The sequence below is a fragment of the Paraburkholderia kururiensis genome (assembly GCF_034424375.1).
In the GTDB taxonomy this organism is placed as follows: Bacteria; Pseudomonadota; Gammaproteobacteria; order Burkholderiales; family Burkholderiaceae; genus Paraburkholderia; species Paraburkholderia kururiensis_A.
This window is the reverse complement of record NZ_CP139965.1, coordinates 694,464-712,370: the sequence shown is the minus strand read 5'-3', so window position 1 is coordinate 712,370 and position 17,907 is coordinate 694,464. Positions and strand designations below refer to the sequence as shown.

The 17,907-nt window shown below is 63.4% G+C and carries 15 protein-coding genes; 1 reads left to right on the top strand and 14 read right to left on the bottom strand.

Annotation, left to right across the window (positions count from 1 at the left end):
• Positions 1-32 precede the first annotated feature (32 nt).
• The 5 genes from U0042_RS03255 to msuE are packed head-to-tail and all read right to left on the bottom strand — an operon-like array spanning position 33 to position 4,529.
• Positions 33-1,088 carry a branched-chain amino acid ABC transporter permease gene (locus U0042_RS03255; RefSeq protein ID WP_232833272.1) on the bottom strand — a complete coding sequence of 352 codons (1,056 nt, stop codon included), beginning with the start codon at positions 1,086-1,088 and terminating at the stop codon, positions 33-35.
• An 8-nt stretch (positions 1,089-1,096) separates the two neighbouring features.
• Positions 1,097-1,978: a branched-chain amino acid ABC transporter permease gene (locus U0042_RS03250; protein WP_114809841.1), complete on the bottom strand. Its 882-nt coding sequence runs from the start codon at positions 1,976-1,978 to the stop codon at positions 1,097-1,099.
• 16 nt (positions 1,979-1,994) lie between these two features.
• Positions 1,995-2,789 carry an ABC transporter ATP-binding protein gene (locus U0042_RS03245; protein ID WP_114809840.1) on the bottom strand — a complete coding sequence of 265 codons (795 nt, stop codon included), beginning with the start codon at positions 2,787-2,789 and terminating at the stop codon, positions 1,995-1,997.
• Positions 2,786-3,889, bottom strand: a complete 1,104-nt coding sequence (gene sfnG, locus U0042_RS03240) for a dimethylsulfone monooxygenase SfnG (protein WP_114809839.1) — start codon at positions 3,887-3,889, stop codon at positions 2,786-2,788. The genes U0042_RS03245 and sfnG overlap by 4 nt, the downstream gene beginning before the upstream one ends.
• Before the next feature lie 34 nt (positions 3,890-3,923).
• Positions 3,924-4,529, bottom strand: coding sequence for an FMN reductase (msuE, locus tag U0042_RS03235; protein ID WP_114809838.1), 606 nt, complete (start codon positions 4,527-4,529; stop codon positions 3,924-3,926).
• 529 nt (positions 4,530-5,058) lie between these two features.
• Here msuE and U0042_RS03230 point away from each other — a divergent pair.
• Positions 5,059-6,138 carry a sigma-54 interaction domain-containing protein gene (locus tag U0042_RS03230; RefSeq protein ID WP_114809837.1) on the top strand — a complete coding sequence of 360 codons (1,080 nt, stop codon included), beginning with the start codon at positions 5,059-5,061 and terminating at the stop codon, positions 6,136-6,138.
• A 33-nt stretch (positions 6,139-6,171) separates the two neighbouring features.
• Here U0042_RS03230 and U0042_RS03225 read toward each other — a convergent pair whose 3' ends face one another.
• The 9 genes from U0042_RS03225 to U0042_RS03185 all read right to left on the bottom strand — a co-directional run bounded on the left by U0042_RS03225 (position 6,172) and on the right by U0042_RS03185 (position 17,880).
• A complete protein-coding gene (locus tag U0042_RS03225) occupies positions 6,172-7,431 on the bottom strand; it encodes an acyl-CoA dehydrogenase family protein (protein ID WP_114809836.1) in 1,260 nt (419 codons plus the stop codon).
• A 225-nt stretch (positions 7,432-7,656) separates the two neighbouring features.
• Positions 7,657-8,958, bottom strand: coding sequence for an NAD(P)/FAD-dependent oxidoreductase (locus U0042_RS03220; protein WP_114809835.1), 1,302 nt, complete (start codon positions 8,956-8,958; stop codon positions 7,657-7,659).
• Entirely contained in the window at positions 8,955-10,250 is a 1,296-nt protein-coding gene (locus U0042_RS03215) for an NAD(P)/FAD-dependent oxidoreductase (RefSeq protein WP_114809834.1), read from the bottom strand. Before U0042_RS03215 ends, U0042_RS03220 begins: the two co-directional genes overlap by 4 nt.
• A gap of 91 nt (positions 10,251-10,341) precedes the next feature.
• Positions 10,342-11,907, bottom strand: coding sequence for a DUF3138 family protein (locus U0042_RS03210; RefSeq protein WP_114809833.1), 1,566 nt, complete (start codon positions 11,905-11,907; stop codon positions 10,342-10,344).
• Positions 11,908-11,972: 65 nt separating this feature from the next.
• A complete protein-coding gene (locus U0042_RS03205; protein ID WP_114809832.1) occupies positions 11,973-12,887 on the bottom strand; it encodes an ABC transporter permease subunit in 915 nt (304 codons plus the stop codon).
• Complete coding sequence (locus U0042_RS03200) at positions 12,884-13,855, bottom strand: ABC transporter permease subunit (protein WP_114809831.1); 972 nt, start codon at positions 13,853-13,855, stop codon at positions 12,884-12,886. The genes U0042_RS03205 and U0042_RS03200 overlap by 4 nt, the downstream gene beginning before the upstream one ends.
• The gene (locus U0042_RS03195; RefSeq protein WP_114809830.1) at positions 13,852-15,006 is read right to left on the bottom strand and encodes an ABC transporter ATP-binding protein; all 1,155 of its coding nucleotides are present in this window, start codon (positions 15,004-15,006) and stop codon (positions 13,852-13,854) included. Before U0042_RS03195 ends, U0042_RS03200 begins: the two co-directional genes overlap by 4 nt.
• A 217-nt stretch (positions 15,007-15,223) precedes the next feature.
• Entirely contained in the window at positions 15,224-16,345 is a 1,122-nt protein-coding gene (locus tag U0042_RS03190) for a polyamine ABC transporter substrate-binding protein (protein WP_114809829.1), read from the bottom strand.
• Positions 16,346-16,437: 92 nt separating this feature from the next.
• The gene (locus U0042_RS03185) at positions 16,438-17,880 is read right to left on the bottom strand and encodes an aspartate aminotransferase family protein (RefSeq protein WP_114809828.1); all 1,443 of its coding nucleotides are present in this window, start codon (positions 17,878-17,880) and stop codon (positions 16,438-16,440) included.
• Positions 17,881-17,907: the final 27 nt, after the last annotated feature.

Below are 17,907 nucleotides of genomic sequence, written 5' to 3'. Positions count from 1 at the left end.
AAAATGAATACGGGTACGATCGCGAGATCCGCTCAAGCGAAGTAGCGCCGGCGAAGCCGCTGCAAGATGGTCTGAACGAGGCGCGCGAGCCCTTCGGGTTCCCGCACGAGGAAGACGATGATCAACGTGCCCAGCACGATCTTCTGCAGGTTCTGCAATTGGCCGGCTTCTATGCCCACATGGGCGAGTGCGCTCGCGGCGTTGGAGAGCAGGATGGGCAGCAGCACGATGAAGGCGGCTCCCAGCAGGTTGCCGCCCACGCTCCCCATGCCGCCGATGATCACGATGAACAGCACCTGAAACGACAGGTTCAGATCGAAACCGTGCGGCTCCACCGTGCCCAGATACACGAATGCCCACAGCGCGCCCGCAATGCCAATCACAAACGAACTCAACGCAAAGGCGTAGAGGCGCGACGCCGCGACGGGAATGCCGATCACGCTCGCGGCAGTGTCCATGTCGCGCACGGCCATCCAGCGCCGGCCCAGTTCGCTGCGTACCAGCCGTGCGCCGAACGCGAAGAGCAGCGACACGGTGCCCAGCACGAAGAGATAGCGCGACACAGGTGTGTCGATTCGCCAGCCGCCGATAGCGAGTCTTGGGGCGGCGAGCACGCCCGACGTATCGTCGTTGGAAAACCAGCTGACCTTCGTGAACAGCCACTCAACGAAGAATTGCGCGGCGAGCGTCGAGACGATCAGATAGAAGCCTTTGATGCGCAATGCAGACAAGCCGAACAGCGTGCCCACGGCGGCTGTGACGAGCCCGCCGCCCAGCAGTGCGAGGGGCAACGGCAGGCCTGGCACGCGCACGATCAGGTTATACGTGGCGTAGGCGCCCACGGCCATGAATGCGGCGGAGCCGAGCGAGAGTTGGCCCGCATAGCCCGTGACCAGATTGAGCCCGAGCGCCGCCGCGGAAAGCACGAGAAACGGCGTGAGCACGGCGGTCAACCAATACTCGCTGGCGAAGGCGGGCACCAGACCGAATAGAACGATCACGGTCGCGAGGCTTGCGAAAAGCGTCCATACGGGCTGGCTTCGCAGGTGGGTTGCGGCGGAAGGCGCGGGAGCAAGACGGGTAGACATGGCTTGCCTCACACGCGTTCAACGGCCGGCTCGCCGAAGAGTCCCACAGGACGCACCAGCAGGCACAGCATCGCGAGAACATAAGGAAACCAGTTTTCGATGCCGCCGCCCACCAGCGCGCCGACATAGACCTCGGCCAGCTTCTCGGCTCCGCCCACGATCAGGCCGCCTACGATCGCCCCGACAACCGACGAAAAGCCGCCGATGATCAGCACGGGCAACGCCTTGAGCACGACGAGCGAGAGCGAGAACTGCACGCCCAGGCGTGCGCCCCACAACAGCCCGGCCACGAGGCTCGCAAAGCCCGCAAGCGCCCAGACGACGGCCCACACGCGCGGCAACTTCACGCCGACAGCGAGTGCCGCGAGCGGGTCGTCGGCCACGGCGCGCAGCGACAACCCAAAGCGGGTGTATCGCGCGAGCAGCGCGAGCGCTGCGACCAGCACGCCTGCGGTCGCGGCTGCAAAGAGATCGAACTGGCTCACCATCACGCCCGCGAACGCGAGCGGCTTGTCGTCGATGCCGATGTCGAGCCCATGCACCTGCGCGCCCCAGAACAGTTGTGCCGCGCCTTCGAGAATGAAGCTCAAGCCGAGCGTCGCCATGAACAGCACGATGGGCGGTCGATTCACGAGCGGCCGCAATACGAAGCGCCCAACGGCAAGCGCAATCGCAACGAGCGCGGCGAGTGTGATCGTGAACGCGAGCCACGGGGCCACGTGCCGCTCGACGAGGCTCACGAACGTCAGCGCGCCGAAGAGCACCAGCGCGCCCTGCGCGTAGTTGAAGACGCCCGAGGCCTTGTAGATCAGCACGAAGCCGATCGCCACGAGCGAATACATGACGCCGGCAAGCAGGCCGCCCACCAGCACTTCGAAAAAGAAATCCATGGATTCAGTCCATTGTTCAGCGGCGTGTGCCGAGATAGGCGGCCAGTACCGCGGGGTCTGCGCGCACCTCGTCGGGTGTGCCGTCTGCGATCTTCTTGCCGTAATCGAGCACCACCACGTGGCTGGAAATGTCCATCACCACGCCGATGTCGTGCTCGATCAGCACGACCGTTACGCCGAGGCGCGCGTTCGCATCCGCGATGAAGCCGGCCATCTCGGCCTTCTCAGCGGCGTTCATGCCGGCCATCGGCTCGTCGAGCAACAGGAGCCGTGGTTCGGCGGCGAGTGCGCGCGCCAGCTCCACGCGCTTCTGCAATCCGTAAGGCAGCGTGCCGACGGGCGTGCTGCGGTAACGCGCGAGATCGAGTGCATCGAGCACGCTATCCGCGCGTTCGCGTTGCGCTGCTTCGTCGCGCCGCGCGCGCCCCACGCCGAAGGTCTGCTCGAACCACGTGCTGTGCCGGTGCAGGCTGCGCCCGGTCAGCACGTTGTCGAGCACGCTCATCCGCCGAAACAGCGCGATGTTCTGGAACGTTCGCGCAATGCCCGCATGCGCCGCGTGATAGGCGTTCATCCGCGCGTAGCTTCGTCCTGCGAAGCGTATGGAGCCGTGCTGCGGCGCGTACACGCCGTTGATCACGTTCAGCAGCGAACTCTTTCCTGCGCCGTTCGGACCGATCAGCGAGCAGATGGCGCCGGCCGACACGTCGAAGCTCAGATCGACGATGGCACGCACACCATCGAACGACAGCGAAACGCGTTCGAGCGCAAGCAGCGAGGCGTCCGCGGTATGCGTTGCCGCCGCGTTCATGCCGCCTTCGCCTCGCGTGCCGCCTCGAGTTCACGCACGAGCGGCAGCACCTTTTTGCCGAAGTACTCCACTTCCTCGATGAAATGCAGGAAGCCGGCAAGCACGAGGTCGACGCCCACGGACTTCAGCTCGACGATACGCTCGGCAATCTGCTGCGGCGTGCCGATCAGATTCGTGCGGAAGCCGTCGTTGTACTGCACGAGATCTTCGAAGGTCGACTTGGCCCAGTTCCCTTCGCCTTCGGGCGACGCCTGGCCCGCCTCTTTCACGGCATCGCCGAATGCATGCACCGCTTCCACGTGCGCGTGCCGGATGATGTCGTCCAGCACGGCCTTCGCTTCTTCCTCGGTATCGCGTGCAATGACGAAGGCGTTCACGCCAATGCGCACCTTGTGTCCGTTCTTCTCGGCCTTGCTTTGAATGTCGTCGATTTGCGCTTTCAGGTTTTCGACTGTGTTGCCGTTCGTGAAGTACCAGTCCGAGACGCTCGCTGCGTTATCGCGCGCGGCACGCGAACTGCCGCCCTGAAAGATCTCGGGATGCGGCTTTTGAACGGGCTTCGGGCTCAGCGTGTATTCGTTGAAGCGATAGAAGTCGCCCTTGAACGTGAAGCGGTCTTGTGTCCAGATGCCCTTCAAGGCACGAATGAATTCGTTGGAGCGCCGATAGCGCTCGTCGTGTTCGAGCCACGGTTCGCCGATCGCCGTGAACTCGCCCTTGAACCAGCCGCTCACCACGTTGATCGCAATGCGGCCATTCGAGATGTGGTCGATGGTGGCAATCTGCTTGGCCACCACGGCCGGATGCCACGGTCCTGGGAGGATGGCGGCGAGCACCTTGAGCTTTGTCGTGGCCTGCAAGAGCGCCTGACTGAACGACACGGATTCGTGCTGGTATTCGGCGCCGTAGCCTGCCGTGAAGCGAATCTGGCTCAGCGCATATTCGAAGCCGGCGTCTTCTGCCACGCGTGCAAGCTTCTGGTTGTATTCGAGGCTCCAGTCCGTGCGTTGCGGGATGGTGCTCACAACGAGCCCGCCGCTTACGTTGGGCACCCAGTAGGCGAATTTGACGGCGTCGTCGCGGGAAACGGTTTCAGTCATCGGAAAATCCTCGTGAGAGAAAGAAGAGGGGAATTCACGCGGCGGCCGTGACGGCTTGCGCGGATGAATGCGTAGGGAAGGAACCCGCGTGGCTCAGCGGCGACCGTTGCTGTATAGAGGGCAATGCCCGCGAAACGGCGAGCGCGAGACGTTCGCGCAGAGCATCGCCGGCAACGGCGTAGCCCTCGAAATCGCGTTCCGACGCATAGACGCCGACGGGCAAGGTGCGCGCCTGGAAGAAGCTGAAGAGCGGACGCAACTGATGGTCGATCACGAGTGCATGCCGTTCGCTGCCGCCTGTTGCGGCGAGCAGCACAGGCACGTCGATCAACGCTTCGTGATGCACGAGGTCGAACAGATGCTTGAAGAGCCCGGTAAACGAGGCGCGATAAACGGGACTCCCCACGACGAGCAGATCCGCCGACTCGATGGCGTCGATATGAGCCCGTACGTCGGCCGGCAATTCCTCGCGCGCGAGTGTTGCGACGAGGCGAGGTGCGATTTCGGCAAGCTCGACAAGATGCGTGTCTGCATCCCGACCCGTTGCAATCTTAGTCACCAGATGTTCCACCAGCACATGCGTGCGCGACGGCCGACGCACACTGCCCGATACCCCGACGATTTTCAGTTTCCTGCTCATACGGCTGTGTCCTCTCATCGCAAGACGGTGATGGTTCGTCAGGATCACTATGCGAGGAGCATGCCAACGCCGGCACGAAAGATTTGCGGCACGTGCGAGCGGCGCGCCGTGTCGCTCCGGCAAGGCCTGGAGCGCATCGCGCTGCCTATATCGTGTGCCGCGAATTGGTTATGCGCCTGGGTGATGAACGCAGGCAAGCAGCGCCGCTGCGCGACTGCTGCGTCATGAGCAGCGCTGCTGCTGCGACATGACGCGATGCTTGCGGCGGCGTAAGGACGTCGTACCTCGGCGCAAAAAGACGAGTCGTGCTGCCATAGCAGCAATCCGACTTTGGTTATGGAAACAAAATCGCTTGCCGGCGCCGCGATTTGTTCAGAATGATCTGCCCGGCATGCGCGCGCAATAGAAGCGACGCAGCGGCCCATGCTCCTCCGATAGACGACAGACCCAGGCCATGAATCCGTCCGTCCACTACCTCGCACATCGCCGGCACGAAGCTGCGCCTCACACGTCACCGTCGGTCATCGCGATGCCCGAGAGGCGCTCGCTGCATGCGAGCCCGACCTCCGCTTCGCTGCGTGCCACCGCACAGGTGTTTGCCGATCCGCGCTCGCTCGCGTTGCTGGAGCGTATCCAGTTGATCGCACCCAGTGACGCCAGCGTGCTGATCGTCGGCGAGACAGGTACGGGTAAGGAACTCGTGGCGCGTCACGTTCATCATCTGAGCCATCGGCGCGATGCGCCGTTTGTCGCCGTGAATTGCGGTGCGTTTTCCGAGTCGCTCGTGGAAAGCGAACTGTTTGGACATGAAAGGGGCGCGTTCACGGGCGCGCTTTCCGCGAAGCCCGGGTGGTTCGAGGCGGCGCAGGGCGGCACGCTGTTTCTCGACGAGATCGGCGATTTGCCCTTGCCCATGCAGGTGAAACTGCTGCGCGTGCTGCAGGAGCGCGAGATCGTGCGGCTGGGTTCGCGCACGAGCATTCCTGTCGACGTGCGCGTGGTGGCCGCCACCAACGTGCATTTGCGAGATGCGGTGGCAGCCGGCCGTTTTCGCGAAGACCTTTATTACCGTCTCAATGTCGTGCAGCTTGCGGTGCCCGCATTGCGCGAACGGCCCGGCGACATTCTTCCGCTCGCGCAGCACTTCATGCGCACCTATCGCGAGCGGCTCGGGTACGGCGCACGCGAACTGGACGAAGCCGCGCAACGCAAGCTCAGTGCGTACGGTTGGCCCGGCAATATTCGCGAACTCGAAAACGTGGTTCATCACGCGCTGCTCGTTTGCCGGCGCGACAGCCTGAGTGAAGCGGATTTGCACCTGCCGTCGCTCGACGTGCCATGCGTACGCAGCATCGAGCCCGAACGCGAACCCGAGCCGGTGACGAGTGCGGAGCATGCGCTGGAAGCGGTGCTTCGTGCGCTGTTCCGCGAAGGCGAAGACAAAGACGAAAACGGCGGACTGTTCGAGCGTATCGAGAACATGGTCATGCGCGTGGCGTTCGACTACAGCCGTCGGAATCAGGTGCAGGCAGCACGGTTGCTCGGCATCAGCCGCAACGTGCTGCGTGCGCGGCTCATTCGCGCGGGTCAGATCGACGCGTTGAGATAGCACGCGGCAACATGTGCCGCGTGCGCGTCGCATTCAACCGGCGGCGCGTTGCTCCTGTGCGGGCTTGCCTGCGCCGATCTGCCAGACGTAAGGCGGCTCGGTGCCGTTGATTTCCCAGTTGCCGATGATTCGCTCCTTGTAGATGAGCGGATTGTGCGACGCGGCCGTTCGCGCGTTGCGCCAGTGTCGATCCAGCAGCTTCTGCTCGCTCGTGCCTGAGGCGCCGAGTGCGTTGAAGAGGTCCGTGGCTGCGGGCAAGACCAGTTGCGCCACGGCGACCTGCGCTTTCGCCGTTTCCAGTTCTGCGTGAACGTTGGCGTCGTGCTCGGCCTCGCGATCTTCGCCGAAGTGCGTGTCGTAGGCGCGCTGCACGGCTTCCGCTGCGCGCCAGGCGGTGGCCTCGGCCGCGTAGACACGCGCGGCTATCTCGCCCACCACCTGCTGCACCTGCGCGTCGTCGCGCACGGCGGCGGCATTGCCGTGGCTATAGACGCGCTTGCGGTTGCGCACTTCCTCCGCCACGTCGCGCACGATTGCGCGCCCCGTGCCCGCGATTACCGCAATCAGCACGAGCTGATAGAAGGCTGTCTGGTACTTGAAGCGCGTGGCAAAGTCGATGATGTGCGCTTCTTCCACCACGGCGTTTTCGAAGGTCGACGTGCCGCTGCCTGTGGTGCGTTGACCGAAGCCGTCCCAGTCGTCGCGGTGCCCCACGCCGGGCTGATGCGTGCTCACCGCGGCGATCACGTCGAGGCCGTCGTCGCGGCGTGCATAGACGTCGATCCAGTCCGCGAAGATGCTGCCTGTGCTGTAGTACTTGCGACCGTTCACCACCCAGCGGTCGCCGTCTCGCGAAACGCGCGTGATGACGTCGCCGATCTTCACGTCGCCCACTTCGGTCCATGCGTTGCCCACGAGGTCGCCCGCCACGAAGCGTTCGAGCCATGCGTCGCGGCTCGCGCCAGGCGCGGCGTTCAGCCGGTCTTCCACAAATGCGAAATGGCCGCGTAGCGCCTGCGGCAACGCGGAGTCCGCTTCGGCGAGTTCGATCAGCAAGCGCGCAAGTTGAGGCAGCGAAGCGCCGCCGCCGCCGTATTCGAGCGGCACGCGCACGGCGCCGAAGCCGGCGGCCTTCAGCCAGCCGATCTGCTCGTACGGCAGCGCGCGCGTGCGTTCGCGCTGAAGGGCGCCTTCGGCAATTCGCTTGAAGATGGGGCGAAAGCGCGCGGCGAGTGATTCGTAGTCGACTGCAGACGTGGCGGGAAAAGGCGCAGGTTGAGTGAGCTGGTTCATAGGCGGACCGGTCAGGTGAACAGGTAGGGCAGGCGATGTACCTGCAGGTCCGCTCTTCTAGCACTGGCTATGCCATGCCGTGCGTTTTGCGCCCTTGCGCAAGGCGTGGCGTGCCAGTGGTGTGCTGGCGAAGCGTTGAAGCGGTCAAGGAACCGTTGTCGGGTTGCTGCACGCAGGGCAGTTGTGTTGCCGTGCTGCTGCGTGAGGAGCAGCACGGCCGTAGCGCTACAACCACTCCCTCACCCGGTAATACAGCATGCCGAGTTCGAGCGCCGGCTGTCGCCACGCTGGCCCGCCTGGAAAGCGCGCGTGTTTGATCTGCGCGAACAGGTCGAACGCGGCGCGTTGCCCGACGATAGCCTGCGTGACGACGCGCCCCGCTATGCCCGTGAGCGCCACGCCGTGCCCTGAAAAGCCCTGCACGTAGAAGTAATTCGCGTCGATGGCGCCGAAGTCCGGTGCACGGTTACGTGTGACGTCGACGAAACCGCCCCACGTGTGCTGCACTTTTGTGTCCTCCAGTGATGGGAACACGCTCACCATGCGCTTGCGAATAGCCTCGGCCAGTTGCGTGGGCGACGCGGCAACGGAACTCGCGCGGCCGCCGAACAGCAGGCGATGATCTGCCGAGAGCCGGAAGTAATCCAGAAAGAAGTTGTTGTCGCAAATCGCCGCGCGGCTGGGGATCAATGCATCGGCGCGTGCCTTGCCGAGGGGTTCCGTGGCGACGATGTACGACGCTATCGGCGCAATGCGCGCGGCGATGGACGACGGCAGCACACCGCCCGGCGCCGCGTTGCAGCAGGCCACCACGAAGCGGCAGCGCACTTCGCCCGTTGCGGTGCGCACCACGGGCTTCGCGCCGCGCACCACTTCCAGCACGGGTGAATGAGCGAACAGCAGCGCGCCCTCGCGTCTCGCTGCCGCGGCGAGGCCCAGGCAATACTTGAGCGGATGCAGATGCCCGGAGAACGAATCGTAGACGCCGGCCAGGTAGCGCGGCGACGAAACGTACCGCTGCACCTCGTTGCTGTCGAGCCACTGCAATCCGCTGTAGCCCCAGCGCGTGGTGGCCGCCTCCATCCAGTGGCGCAGGTCCGGCACGCGCTTCGACTTCGTTGCGACGGTGACGTAGCCCGGCGTGAACTCGCATTCGATGCCATAGCGTTCAATGCGCTCGCGCACGAGCGCCACGCCTTCCACCGACATGGCCCACGCCGCACGCATGCCGTCTGCGCCCAACTGCTGCTCCATCACTTCGTCTTTCGCGAAGCCGGTCAGCATTTGGCCGCCGTTGCGGCCCGATGCGCCCCAGCCCGCGTGATGCGCGTCCACCACGGCCACCGTGAGGCCGCGTTCGCGGCATTCGAGTGCGACGGAAAGCCCGGCGTAGCCGGCGCCGATCACGCACACGTCGGCATCGACGGTGCCTTCCAGCATGGGGTCGTCGGCACCGCGCGGCACGCTGGCTTCGTACCAGGAGTTTCGCGCGAGCGCATCGGCGCGCGCGTCAAGGCTTGAGGTCATCCGAGCCAATCCTTCATTCGATACCACGCCATCGCGAGCACGAGGGCCGGCGTGCGCAGCGCGCTGCCGCCCGGAAAGTCGCGATGACGAATCTTGCCGAACAGGTCGAAACGGCTCGCCTGTCCGTGGATAGCTTCCGCAATCAGCTTGCCGGCAAGCCCTGTCGTGTTGACGCCGTGGCCGGAAAAGCCCTGCGCGAAATAGACGGTGGGCGCGATGCGCCCGAAGTGCGGCGCGCGGTTCATCGTGATATCCACGAAGCCGCCCCACGCGTAATCGATCTTCACGTTGGCCAGTTGCGGAAAAGTCTTGAGCATATCGCGGCGCATGGCTTCGCCCAGGTTGCGCGGCGCAAGCGTCGAGTAGCTGACCTTGCCGCCCCACAGCAGCCGCGTGTCCGGCGCGGGGCGGAAGTAGTCGAGCACGAAACGGCTGTCGCATACGGCAGCCTGCGCGGGCATCAGTGCCTGGGCGCGGGCGTCGCCGAGCGGCTCTGTTGCGATGACGTAGGTGCCGACGGGCATGATCTTGCGTGCCACGTCGGGCGCAAGCGCACCGAGGTAGGTGTTGCACGCGAGCACGACGAACTTCGCGCGAACCGAACCGCGCGCGGTCTCCACCACATGCCCGCCGTTCGCGTTGACGAGGCGCGTCACGCAACTGTCTTCGAAGAGGCGCACACCGTTTTGCGCGGCCGCGCGCGCAAGGCCCAGCGTGTAATTGAGCGGGTGCAGGTGGCCGCTGTCGGGATCGAACAGGCCGCCGAGGTAACGCGAAGACTGCACATAGGTACCCATCTCGCTGGCTTCGACGTAACGGAAGCCCTCGTAGCCGAAGCGCCGGGCTGCTTCGTCGCGCCAATGCTGCAAGGCGAGCACATCGCGCGGCTTGTTGGCGGCCGTGAGGTAACCCGGCATCAGCGCACAGTCGATGTTGTGCTTCGCGACGCGCTCTTTCACGATGGCGAGCGTTTCGAGCCCCATGTCCCAGATCTGCCGCACTTCGCCTTCGTTCATGTACTGCGCGAACGTGTCGATATCGCAGGCGAAGCCGCCGATCATTTGCCCGCCGTTGCGCCCGCTCGCGGCCCATCCGACTTTCGACGCTTCCAGCACGGCCACGGAATAGCCGCGTTCGGCGAGATTGAGTGCGGCCGACACGCCCGTGAGGCCGGCGCCGATCACGCAAACGTCGGCATCGATAGACCCTTCGAGTGACGGGTAGCGCGTGGTGTCGTTGACGGTGGCCGCGTAATACGACGCGGCGTGAGGCTGATTGCAGAATGGGAGCATGAGGGACGATGCGAAAGAGGGCGCGGCGCCGCAGAGGTGCGGCGCCGCGATTCAGCTACAGGTCAAACTACAACGCGAGACATCGGAGCGATCAGAACGAGTAGATGAACTGCGTGGCGATCAGGTCGTTGCTCTTCGTGTACGAACCGTCGTTGCGCAGGAACACGTTCTTGTTGGCCCAGTCGTGGCGATATTCGACCTTCACCGTGATCTGCTGGGTCGGATAGAACAGCAGGTCCAGCGCTACGTCCTGGCGGTTTGCACCCTTGCACTCGAAGCCGAGGCCGCCATTGGCCTTCGATGCAGCCAGGCAGTCGGCACCGATGCCGAAGCCGTTGGCGCTGTCCATGCCGTTGCCAGCTAGCACGATGCCGCCGCCACCGCCGCCGTTCTTGCTATCCACGAGCAGGTCGTAACGCGCCGTAGCACCCATGCGTCCCAAGCCCGGCATGTTGAACTTGCGGTGCGCGAGCAGCGAGAGACCGTACCATTGCGCGTTGCCGCCGTTGAAGGCGGCGCGTTGCTGCTGACCGTAGTCGATTTCCGCGTTGTACTGAACGTCTGCGAGCGTGTAGGTTGCATCGAGTTCGCCGAAGACGTAGTAGCCGGCCGAGCTTGAGGCCTGGCCGCCGGGGCCGTAGGTCACAGGAATCGGATTGCCATTGGAGTCCGTAGCGGCCGATGCCGACAACGTCTGCCGCCCGAAATTGAACGACCCGCCGATATCCAGCGCGCTCGACCACGTGTAGTCCGCACGCGCCGTGAAGGTCGGAATCTTGTTGCTGGTCGTGATCGGTTCGCCGAACGCGTTCGTGCCCGTCTGCGTAACGGAACCATACGTGCGGTACTGCTCGTTGCCGAGGAAGAACTTCCACGCCCAGTTGCCCGACGTGTAGTTCGCGCCGATACCGATGTAGCTGCCCGGATCCGAGAAGTCGTACAGCAGGTTATGCGTGAGCGTGAGCATCTGGTTCGACTGCTGCACCTCATAGCCGCCGAAGCTCGGAATCAAGCCCGCCACGAGCGTGGTGCTCGCGGTGAGCGGCACGTTCACCACCGCCGTGTTGAGGATGTTGTTGCCGATGTTGCCGTGCTCGTTGGTGAGCAGCGTGATGCCGTTGCCGCGGTTCGGCATCAAGGTGATTTCGGCGGACGGCGCCATCGGGCCTACGCCAAAGGTCTTCTTGATGTCGAGATAGAGGTCGCCGAACGTGCTGTTGAAGTAGTTGTAGGCGCTCTCGTGATTGGCGAACAGGAACGACGACGTGCCCGGCGCGCGGTTATACACGTAGGTCGGGTCGATGTAGCCCGTAACGGAAAGACCCGCGATCGGCCCCGTGTTCGCAGCGTCGGTGAGTGAGTCCACCTTGAGCTGCTGGTTTGCGATCTGCTGCTTCATTTCCGTTACTTCGTCGTTCGTCAGCGTGGCGCGAGCCTTGCCATAGTCCGGCGACGAGATATCGACCGGCGCGGGCTCGGCCGCAGTGGCCGCGCCGGCCGCCGGCTTCGTGGCCAGTTGCGACTTCAGGTCCTTCACTTCCTTTTGCAGCGCGTTCAACTGCGCCTGCAGGGCCTTGATCTGCGCGCTTGTGGAGTCTGCGAATGCGATGCCGGGCAACGCCCCGGCCACGAGCAGACAGATTAGCTTCTTTCTCATCAGGATTCTCCTTATCGTCGGTCGTATGGCGGATCACTTCGGCTTCAATGCGTGTGGCGTCTGCTTCAGGCCGTGCCGAGCGTTTTGCGCGCGGCGGCGGTTCGGGGTTGCGGCGAATCGGTGTCGGACGTATCCGAATGCGAGGGTTGCGAAAAAGCCATCTGCATGTCGCGCAGACGACGCCGCTCGCGTACCACCATGAACTGGTTCACGACGATGACGCCGACCGTCACGGCCGTAATGAAGAGTGTGGCGAGCGCGTTCATTTCAGGATTCAGGCCGAGGCGCACGCGCGAGAACACGACGAGCGGCAGCGTGGTGGAGCCGGGCCCGGAGAGAAACGCGGAGAGCACGAGGTCGTCGATGGAAAGCGTGAACGAGAGCAGCCAGCCCGAGATCAATGCCTGCGAGATCAGCGGCAAGGTGATCACGAAGAACACCTTGAGCGGCGTGGCACCCAGATCGAGCGCGGCCTCTTCCAGCGACTTGTTCAGTTCCTTCACGCGCGACTGCACGATGATCGCCACATACGAAACGCACAACATGACGTGACCGATCCACATCGTGAAGACGCCGCGTCCCTTGGGCCAGCCCAAGATCTGCTCCATCGCCACGAAGAGCAGCAGCAGCGAGATGCCCTGAATCACTTCGGGAATCACGAGCGGGGCGTTGATCATCGCGGTGTACAGCGTGAAGCCGCGAAAGCGCCCGAAGCGCGCCAGCACGAACCCGGCCCACGTGCCGATCACCACCGAAGCGAAGGCCGTCATCAGGCCGATCTTGAGCGAGAGCCACGCGGCCGAAAGTAGTTCGTCATCCTGAAGCAGTGCCGCGTACCACTTGAACGAAAAGCCCGACCACACCGTCACGAGCTTCGATTCGTTGAACGAGTAGACGACGAGGCTGATGATCGGGATGTACAGAAACAGGAAGCCGAGCGAGAGCACGCCTACGGAAAGCGTCTTGTTGGGCTTGATCATTTCGCGTCTCCCAGTTCTTTGACCTGGTAATACTGAAAGACCGCCATCGGTACGAGCAGCAGCATGACCATTGCGACCGTTACCGCGGAAGCCATGGGCCAGTCCATGTTGTTGAAGAACTCGTCCCACATCACACGGCCCAGCATCAGCGTGTCCGCGCCGCCCAGTAACTCGGGAATCACGTACTCGCCCACCGCGGGAATGAACACGAGCAGGCTGCCCGCGATGATGCCGTTCTTCGAAAGCGGCAACGTGATGCGCGTGAATGCTACCCACGGCTTCGCGCCCAGGTCGTAGGCGGCTTCCAGCAGCGTGAGGTCCATCTTCACGAGGTGCGCGTAGAGCGGCATCACCATGAACGGCAGATACGAATACACCATGCCGATATAGACGCCCGCGTCGCTGTGATAAAGCCGCAGCGGGTTATGGATGAGGCCGATGGCCATGAGCGCGTGATTGAGCAGCCCGTCGTCTTTCAGGATGCCGATCCAGGCGTAGACGCGAATCAGGAACGACGTCCAGAACGGCAGCATCACGCCCATCATCAGAATGTTGCGCGTGGCCGGGGCCGAACGTGCGATGTAGTACGAAATGGGGTAGCCGATCAACAGGCACAGCAGCGTGGATACGGCTGCCATCTTCAGCGAGCTGATGTAGGTGGCGATGTAGAGGCTGTCCTGCAGCAGGAACGCGTAGTGCCCGAGCTGCAATGCGAAGTGCACCATGCCGTCCTTCACGCTCATCAAGGCCGTGTAGGGCGGAATGCTCATCATCTGGTCGGCGAAGCTGATCTTCAGCACCAGCACGAACGGCAACGCGAAGAACACCACGAGCCATACGAACGGCACACCGATTACCGTGGAGCGTCCGGATGGAATGAAGCGCGAAAACGCGCGTGCCAGCGTGGCGCGCACCGACGCGGCGCTGCCGTTCACCACCGGCAAGGAGGGGGAGGCAGGGTTTCTCATTGCGTCAGCACCACGCCGCTAGCCGGCGACCAGGAGACGAACACGTCGTCGTTGTAGTCGGGCGCACCGTCTTGCATGAGGTGCGAGCTGGAGAGATTCGAGACCACGACTTTGCCGCTCGGAAGGCGCACGTGGTAGAGCGAATAGCTGCCCATGTACGCAACATCCGTTACCACGCCGCGCGCCCAGTTATGCGGCGCAGAGGGCCGCTCGCGCGTGACGCGCACACGCTCGGGCCGCACGGAAATGCCCACCGGCATGCCGAGCGGACCGGTCACGCCGTGGCTCACATACATGCGCGCTTCCAGGTCTTCGCTTTCCACGAAGATGTGATCGGGCTCGTCTTCCACCACCACACCTTCGAAGAGATTGGTCGAGCCGATGAATTCCGCGGAGAAGCGGCTGTTCGGAAACTCGTACACCTGGTTAGGCGTACCGATCTGCACGATGCGGCCTTCGCTCATCACGGCGAGGCGGCTTGCCATCGTCATGGCTTCTTCCTGGTCGTGCGTGACCATCACACAGGTCACGTCCACTTTCTCGATGATGTTCACGAGTTCGAGCTGCGTCTTCTGGCGAATCTTCTTGTCGAGTGCGGACATCGGTTCGTCGAGCAGGAGCAGCTTGGGGCGCTTCACGAGCGAGCGCGCCAGCGCCACACGTTGCTGCTGACCACCGGAAAGCTGATGCGGCTTGCGTTGTGCGTAGCGGCTCATCTGCACGAGGTTCAGCACGTCGGCTACGCGATCGCGGATCTCGTTCTTCGGCGTGCCTTCCTGCTTGAGGCCGAACGCGACGTTCGCTTCCACCGTCATGTGCGGAAAGAGCGCGTACGACTGGAACATCATGTTCACGGGCCTGCGGTACGGCGGGAGCGTGGCGAGGTCTTCGCCGTCCACGAAGATGCGGCCGGAGGTGGCCGTCTCCAGTCCGGCGAGCATGCGCAGCAACGTGGACTTGCCGCAGCCGGAACTGCCGAGCAGCGCAAACAGCTCGTTCTTCGCGATGCTGAGGCTCACGTTGTCCACGGCGGTGCTGTCGCCGAATTTCTTGACGACGTTTTCGATGCGCACGAACTCGTCGGTTTTCGTTTGCCCCGCCGCGGGCGGGCGCGCCATCTGTGCGGCATTGACTGAAGGCGTCGATTTCATGATGTAACCATTCCTTCCTTGCTGGACCTGCGCAATCGCAGGCGCGAGTGCTCCCACACGAGGCGCGCACGGCGATTCGCAGGGGGGACTGCTGCGGTAATCGGGGAGACCGCGCGCGTTCGCACGCGCGCTGCCGAACTGCCGGATTGCTGACTTCGCGCGGAAGAGGTGTCGAGCGACGCCTTTCCCGCAAACGTGGACGGTGTTGTGCGTCGGGTTAGTGACCGGTCTTCAGCTGAGCCCAGAGACGGTTTTCAAGACGCAGGATGTCTGCCGGCATCGGCCGCATCAGCGTCATTTTCTTCAGCACGTCTTCGGACGGGTAAACCGTGGTGTCCTGCGCGACGGCGGGCACGACGAACTGGCGAGCCGCGCGATTCGCGGTGGGGTAGAACACTTCGTTCGTGATCGCGGCGTTGACCTTCGGGTCTTCGATGTAGTTGATCCACTTCATGGCCGCTTCAGGATGCGGCGCATCCTTCGGAATCACCATGACGTCGAACCACAGCAGGCCGCCTTCTTTCGGGTTCGAGAACTTGATCTCATACGAACGCTTGGCTTCTTCTGCACGGCGGCGCGCAATGCCGACGTCGCCGGACCAGCCCAGCGCCACGCAGACGTCGTTGTTCACGAGGTCGTTGATATAGCCCGACGAGTTGAACTGCGTGATGTACGGGCGAACCTGCTTGAGCACCTGGAACGCTGCCTGGTAGTCCGCAGGGTTCGTGCTGTTCGGGTCCTTGTGCATGTATTGCAGCGTGGCGGCGAACACGTCCACGGCCTGATCGAGGAACGACACGCCGCAGCCCTTCAGCTTGGAGAGGTATTGCGGATCGAGCACCAGCGCCCAGCTGTCCACGGGCGCGTTGTCGCCCAGCGCCTTCTTGACGGCCTGCACGTTGTAGCCCACGCCGTCGGTGCCGTACGCCCAGGGCACGCCGTACTGGTTGCCCGGGTCGGCGTCGGAAATCATCTTCATCAACACGGGGTCGAGGTTGGCCAGATTCGGAATCTTCGATTTGTCGAGCTTTTGGTACACGCCGGCCTGGATCTGCTTGGCCATGTAGTTCGACGTGGGCACCACGATGTCGTAACCCGAGCTGCCTGCAAGCAGCTTGGCCTGCAGCGTGTCGTCGCTGTCGTAGTTGTCGTACTTGACCTTGACGCCGCTTTGCTTCTCGAAGTTCGGAATCGTGTCCTTCGCGATGTAGTCGGACCAGTTATAGACGTTCAACTCGGTGTCGGCCGCCTGCACCGCCGGACTCGAAAACGCCGCGAGACCGCCGAACACGAGAACCGCCGCACTTGCGACTGCATGACGAAGATGACAAACACGCATGGTTATTCCCCTGAAGGTGAGAGCCGGACGGCGGCTCGCCCCGGTACACCCCCGCGGTGCACCCCATAGGCCGCCGTCCGAAGGTGTGGCAGTTACGAAAGACCCAGTTGTTGCGCCGTTGCGTCGACGGCCATCTTCGCCTTCGACACGAGTTCGTCGATTTCCTGCCTCGTGATGACGAGGGGCGGCGAAAGCAGCATCCGGTCGCCGGTGGCTCGCATGATGAGGTTGCCGTTGAAGCAGAAGTCGCGGCAAAGCGTGCCTACGTCGCCGCCGTTTTCGAAGCGCTTGCGCGTCTTCGGATCTTCGGCAAGCTGCAACCCGGCAACGAGACCCGCGCCCGCAATCTCGCCGATCAACGGATGACCCGCGAACGTTTCGCGCAGCAGTTGCTGGAAGTACGGGCCCGTATCGTTCTTCACGCGCTCCACGATCTTGCCGTCGCGCAGCAGTTTGAGATTCGCCAGTGCCACGGCAGCAGCAACCGGATGGCCCGAATACGTGAGCCCGTGGTTGAACTCGCCGTGCTCGATGATCGCCTTCGCAACGCGCTCGTGCAGACCCACCGCGCCCATCGGGATGTAGCCGCTCGTGAGACCCTTGGCCAAGGTGATGAGGTCCGGCTCGAAACCGAAATGCTGGTGTGCGAACCATTCGCCGGTGCGCCCGAACCCGCCGATCACTTCATCGGCCGCGAGCAGGATGTCGTACTTGCGGCAGATGCGCTGGATCTCCGGCCAATACGTGGAGGGCGGGAAGATCACGCCGCCGGCCCCCTGGAAAGGCTCACCGATGAATGCGGCCACGTTTTCCGCACCCAGCTCGAGAATCTTCGCTTCGAGCTGCTGCGCGCGTGCCAGGCCGAACGCCTCGGGTGTCATGCCGGCCTCGGCTTCGCCGAAGTAGTAGGGCTGGTCGATGTGAACGATGTGCTCGACTTTCGAAGGCATCTGTTCGTGCATGTAGCCCATGCCGCCCAGCGTGGCGCCCGCAATCGTGGAACCGTGATAGGCGTTCTTGCGCGAGATGACGTACTTCTTCGAAGGCTTGCCTTGCGTGATCCAGTATTGATGCACCGTGCGCAGCACCGTGTCGTTGCCTTCCGATCCGCTGTTGCAGTAGAAGAAGTGCGTGAACGGTGCCGGCGTGATTTCCGCCAGTAGCGCGGAAAGCTCGATGACGGGCGGGTGCGTGGTCTTGAAGAACGTGTTGTAGTAGGGCAGCTCCTGCATCTGCCGGTAGGCCGCTTCCGCCAGTTCCTTGCGGCCGTATCCCACGTTCACGCACCACAACCCGGCCATGCCGTCGATGATCTTGTTGCCTTCGGAGTCCCACAGATAAACGCCCTGCGCCTTCACGATGACGCGGCTGCCCGAGCGATTCAGCGAACCCATGTCCGAGAACGGATGGATATGATGCGCCGCGTCGAGCGCACGATATTCCGCGGTGCTGCGTTGCTGGGCGACCTGCGCGCCCGCCACGGGGGCGGCAGGTGCCACCTGTACCCATGCCGATTCTTCTGTCCGGTAAGTCATGTTGCCTCCAATGTGTCTGCGCGTCGC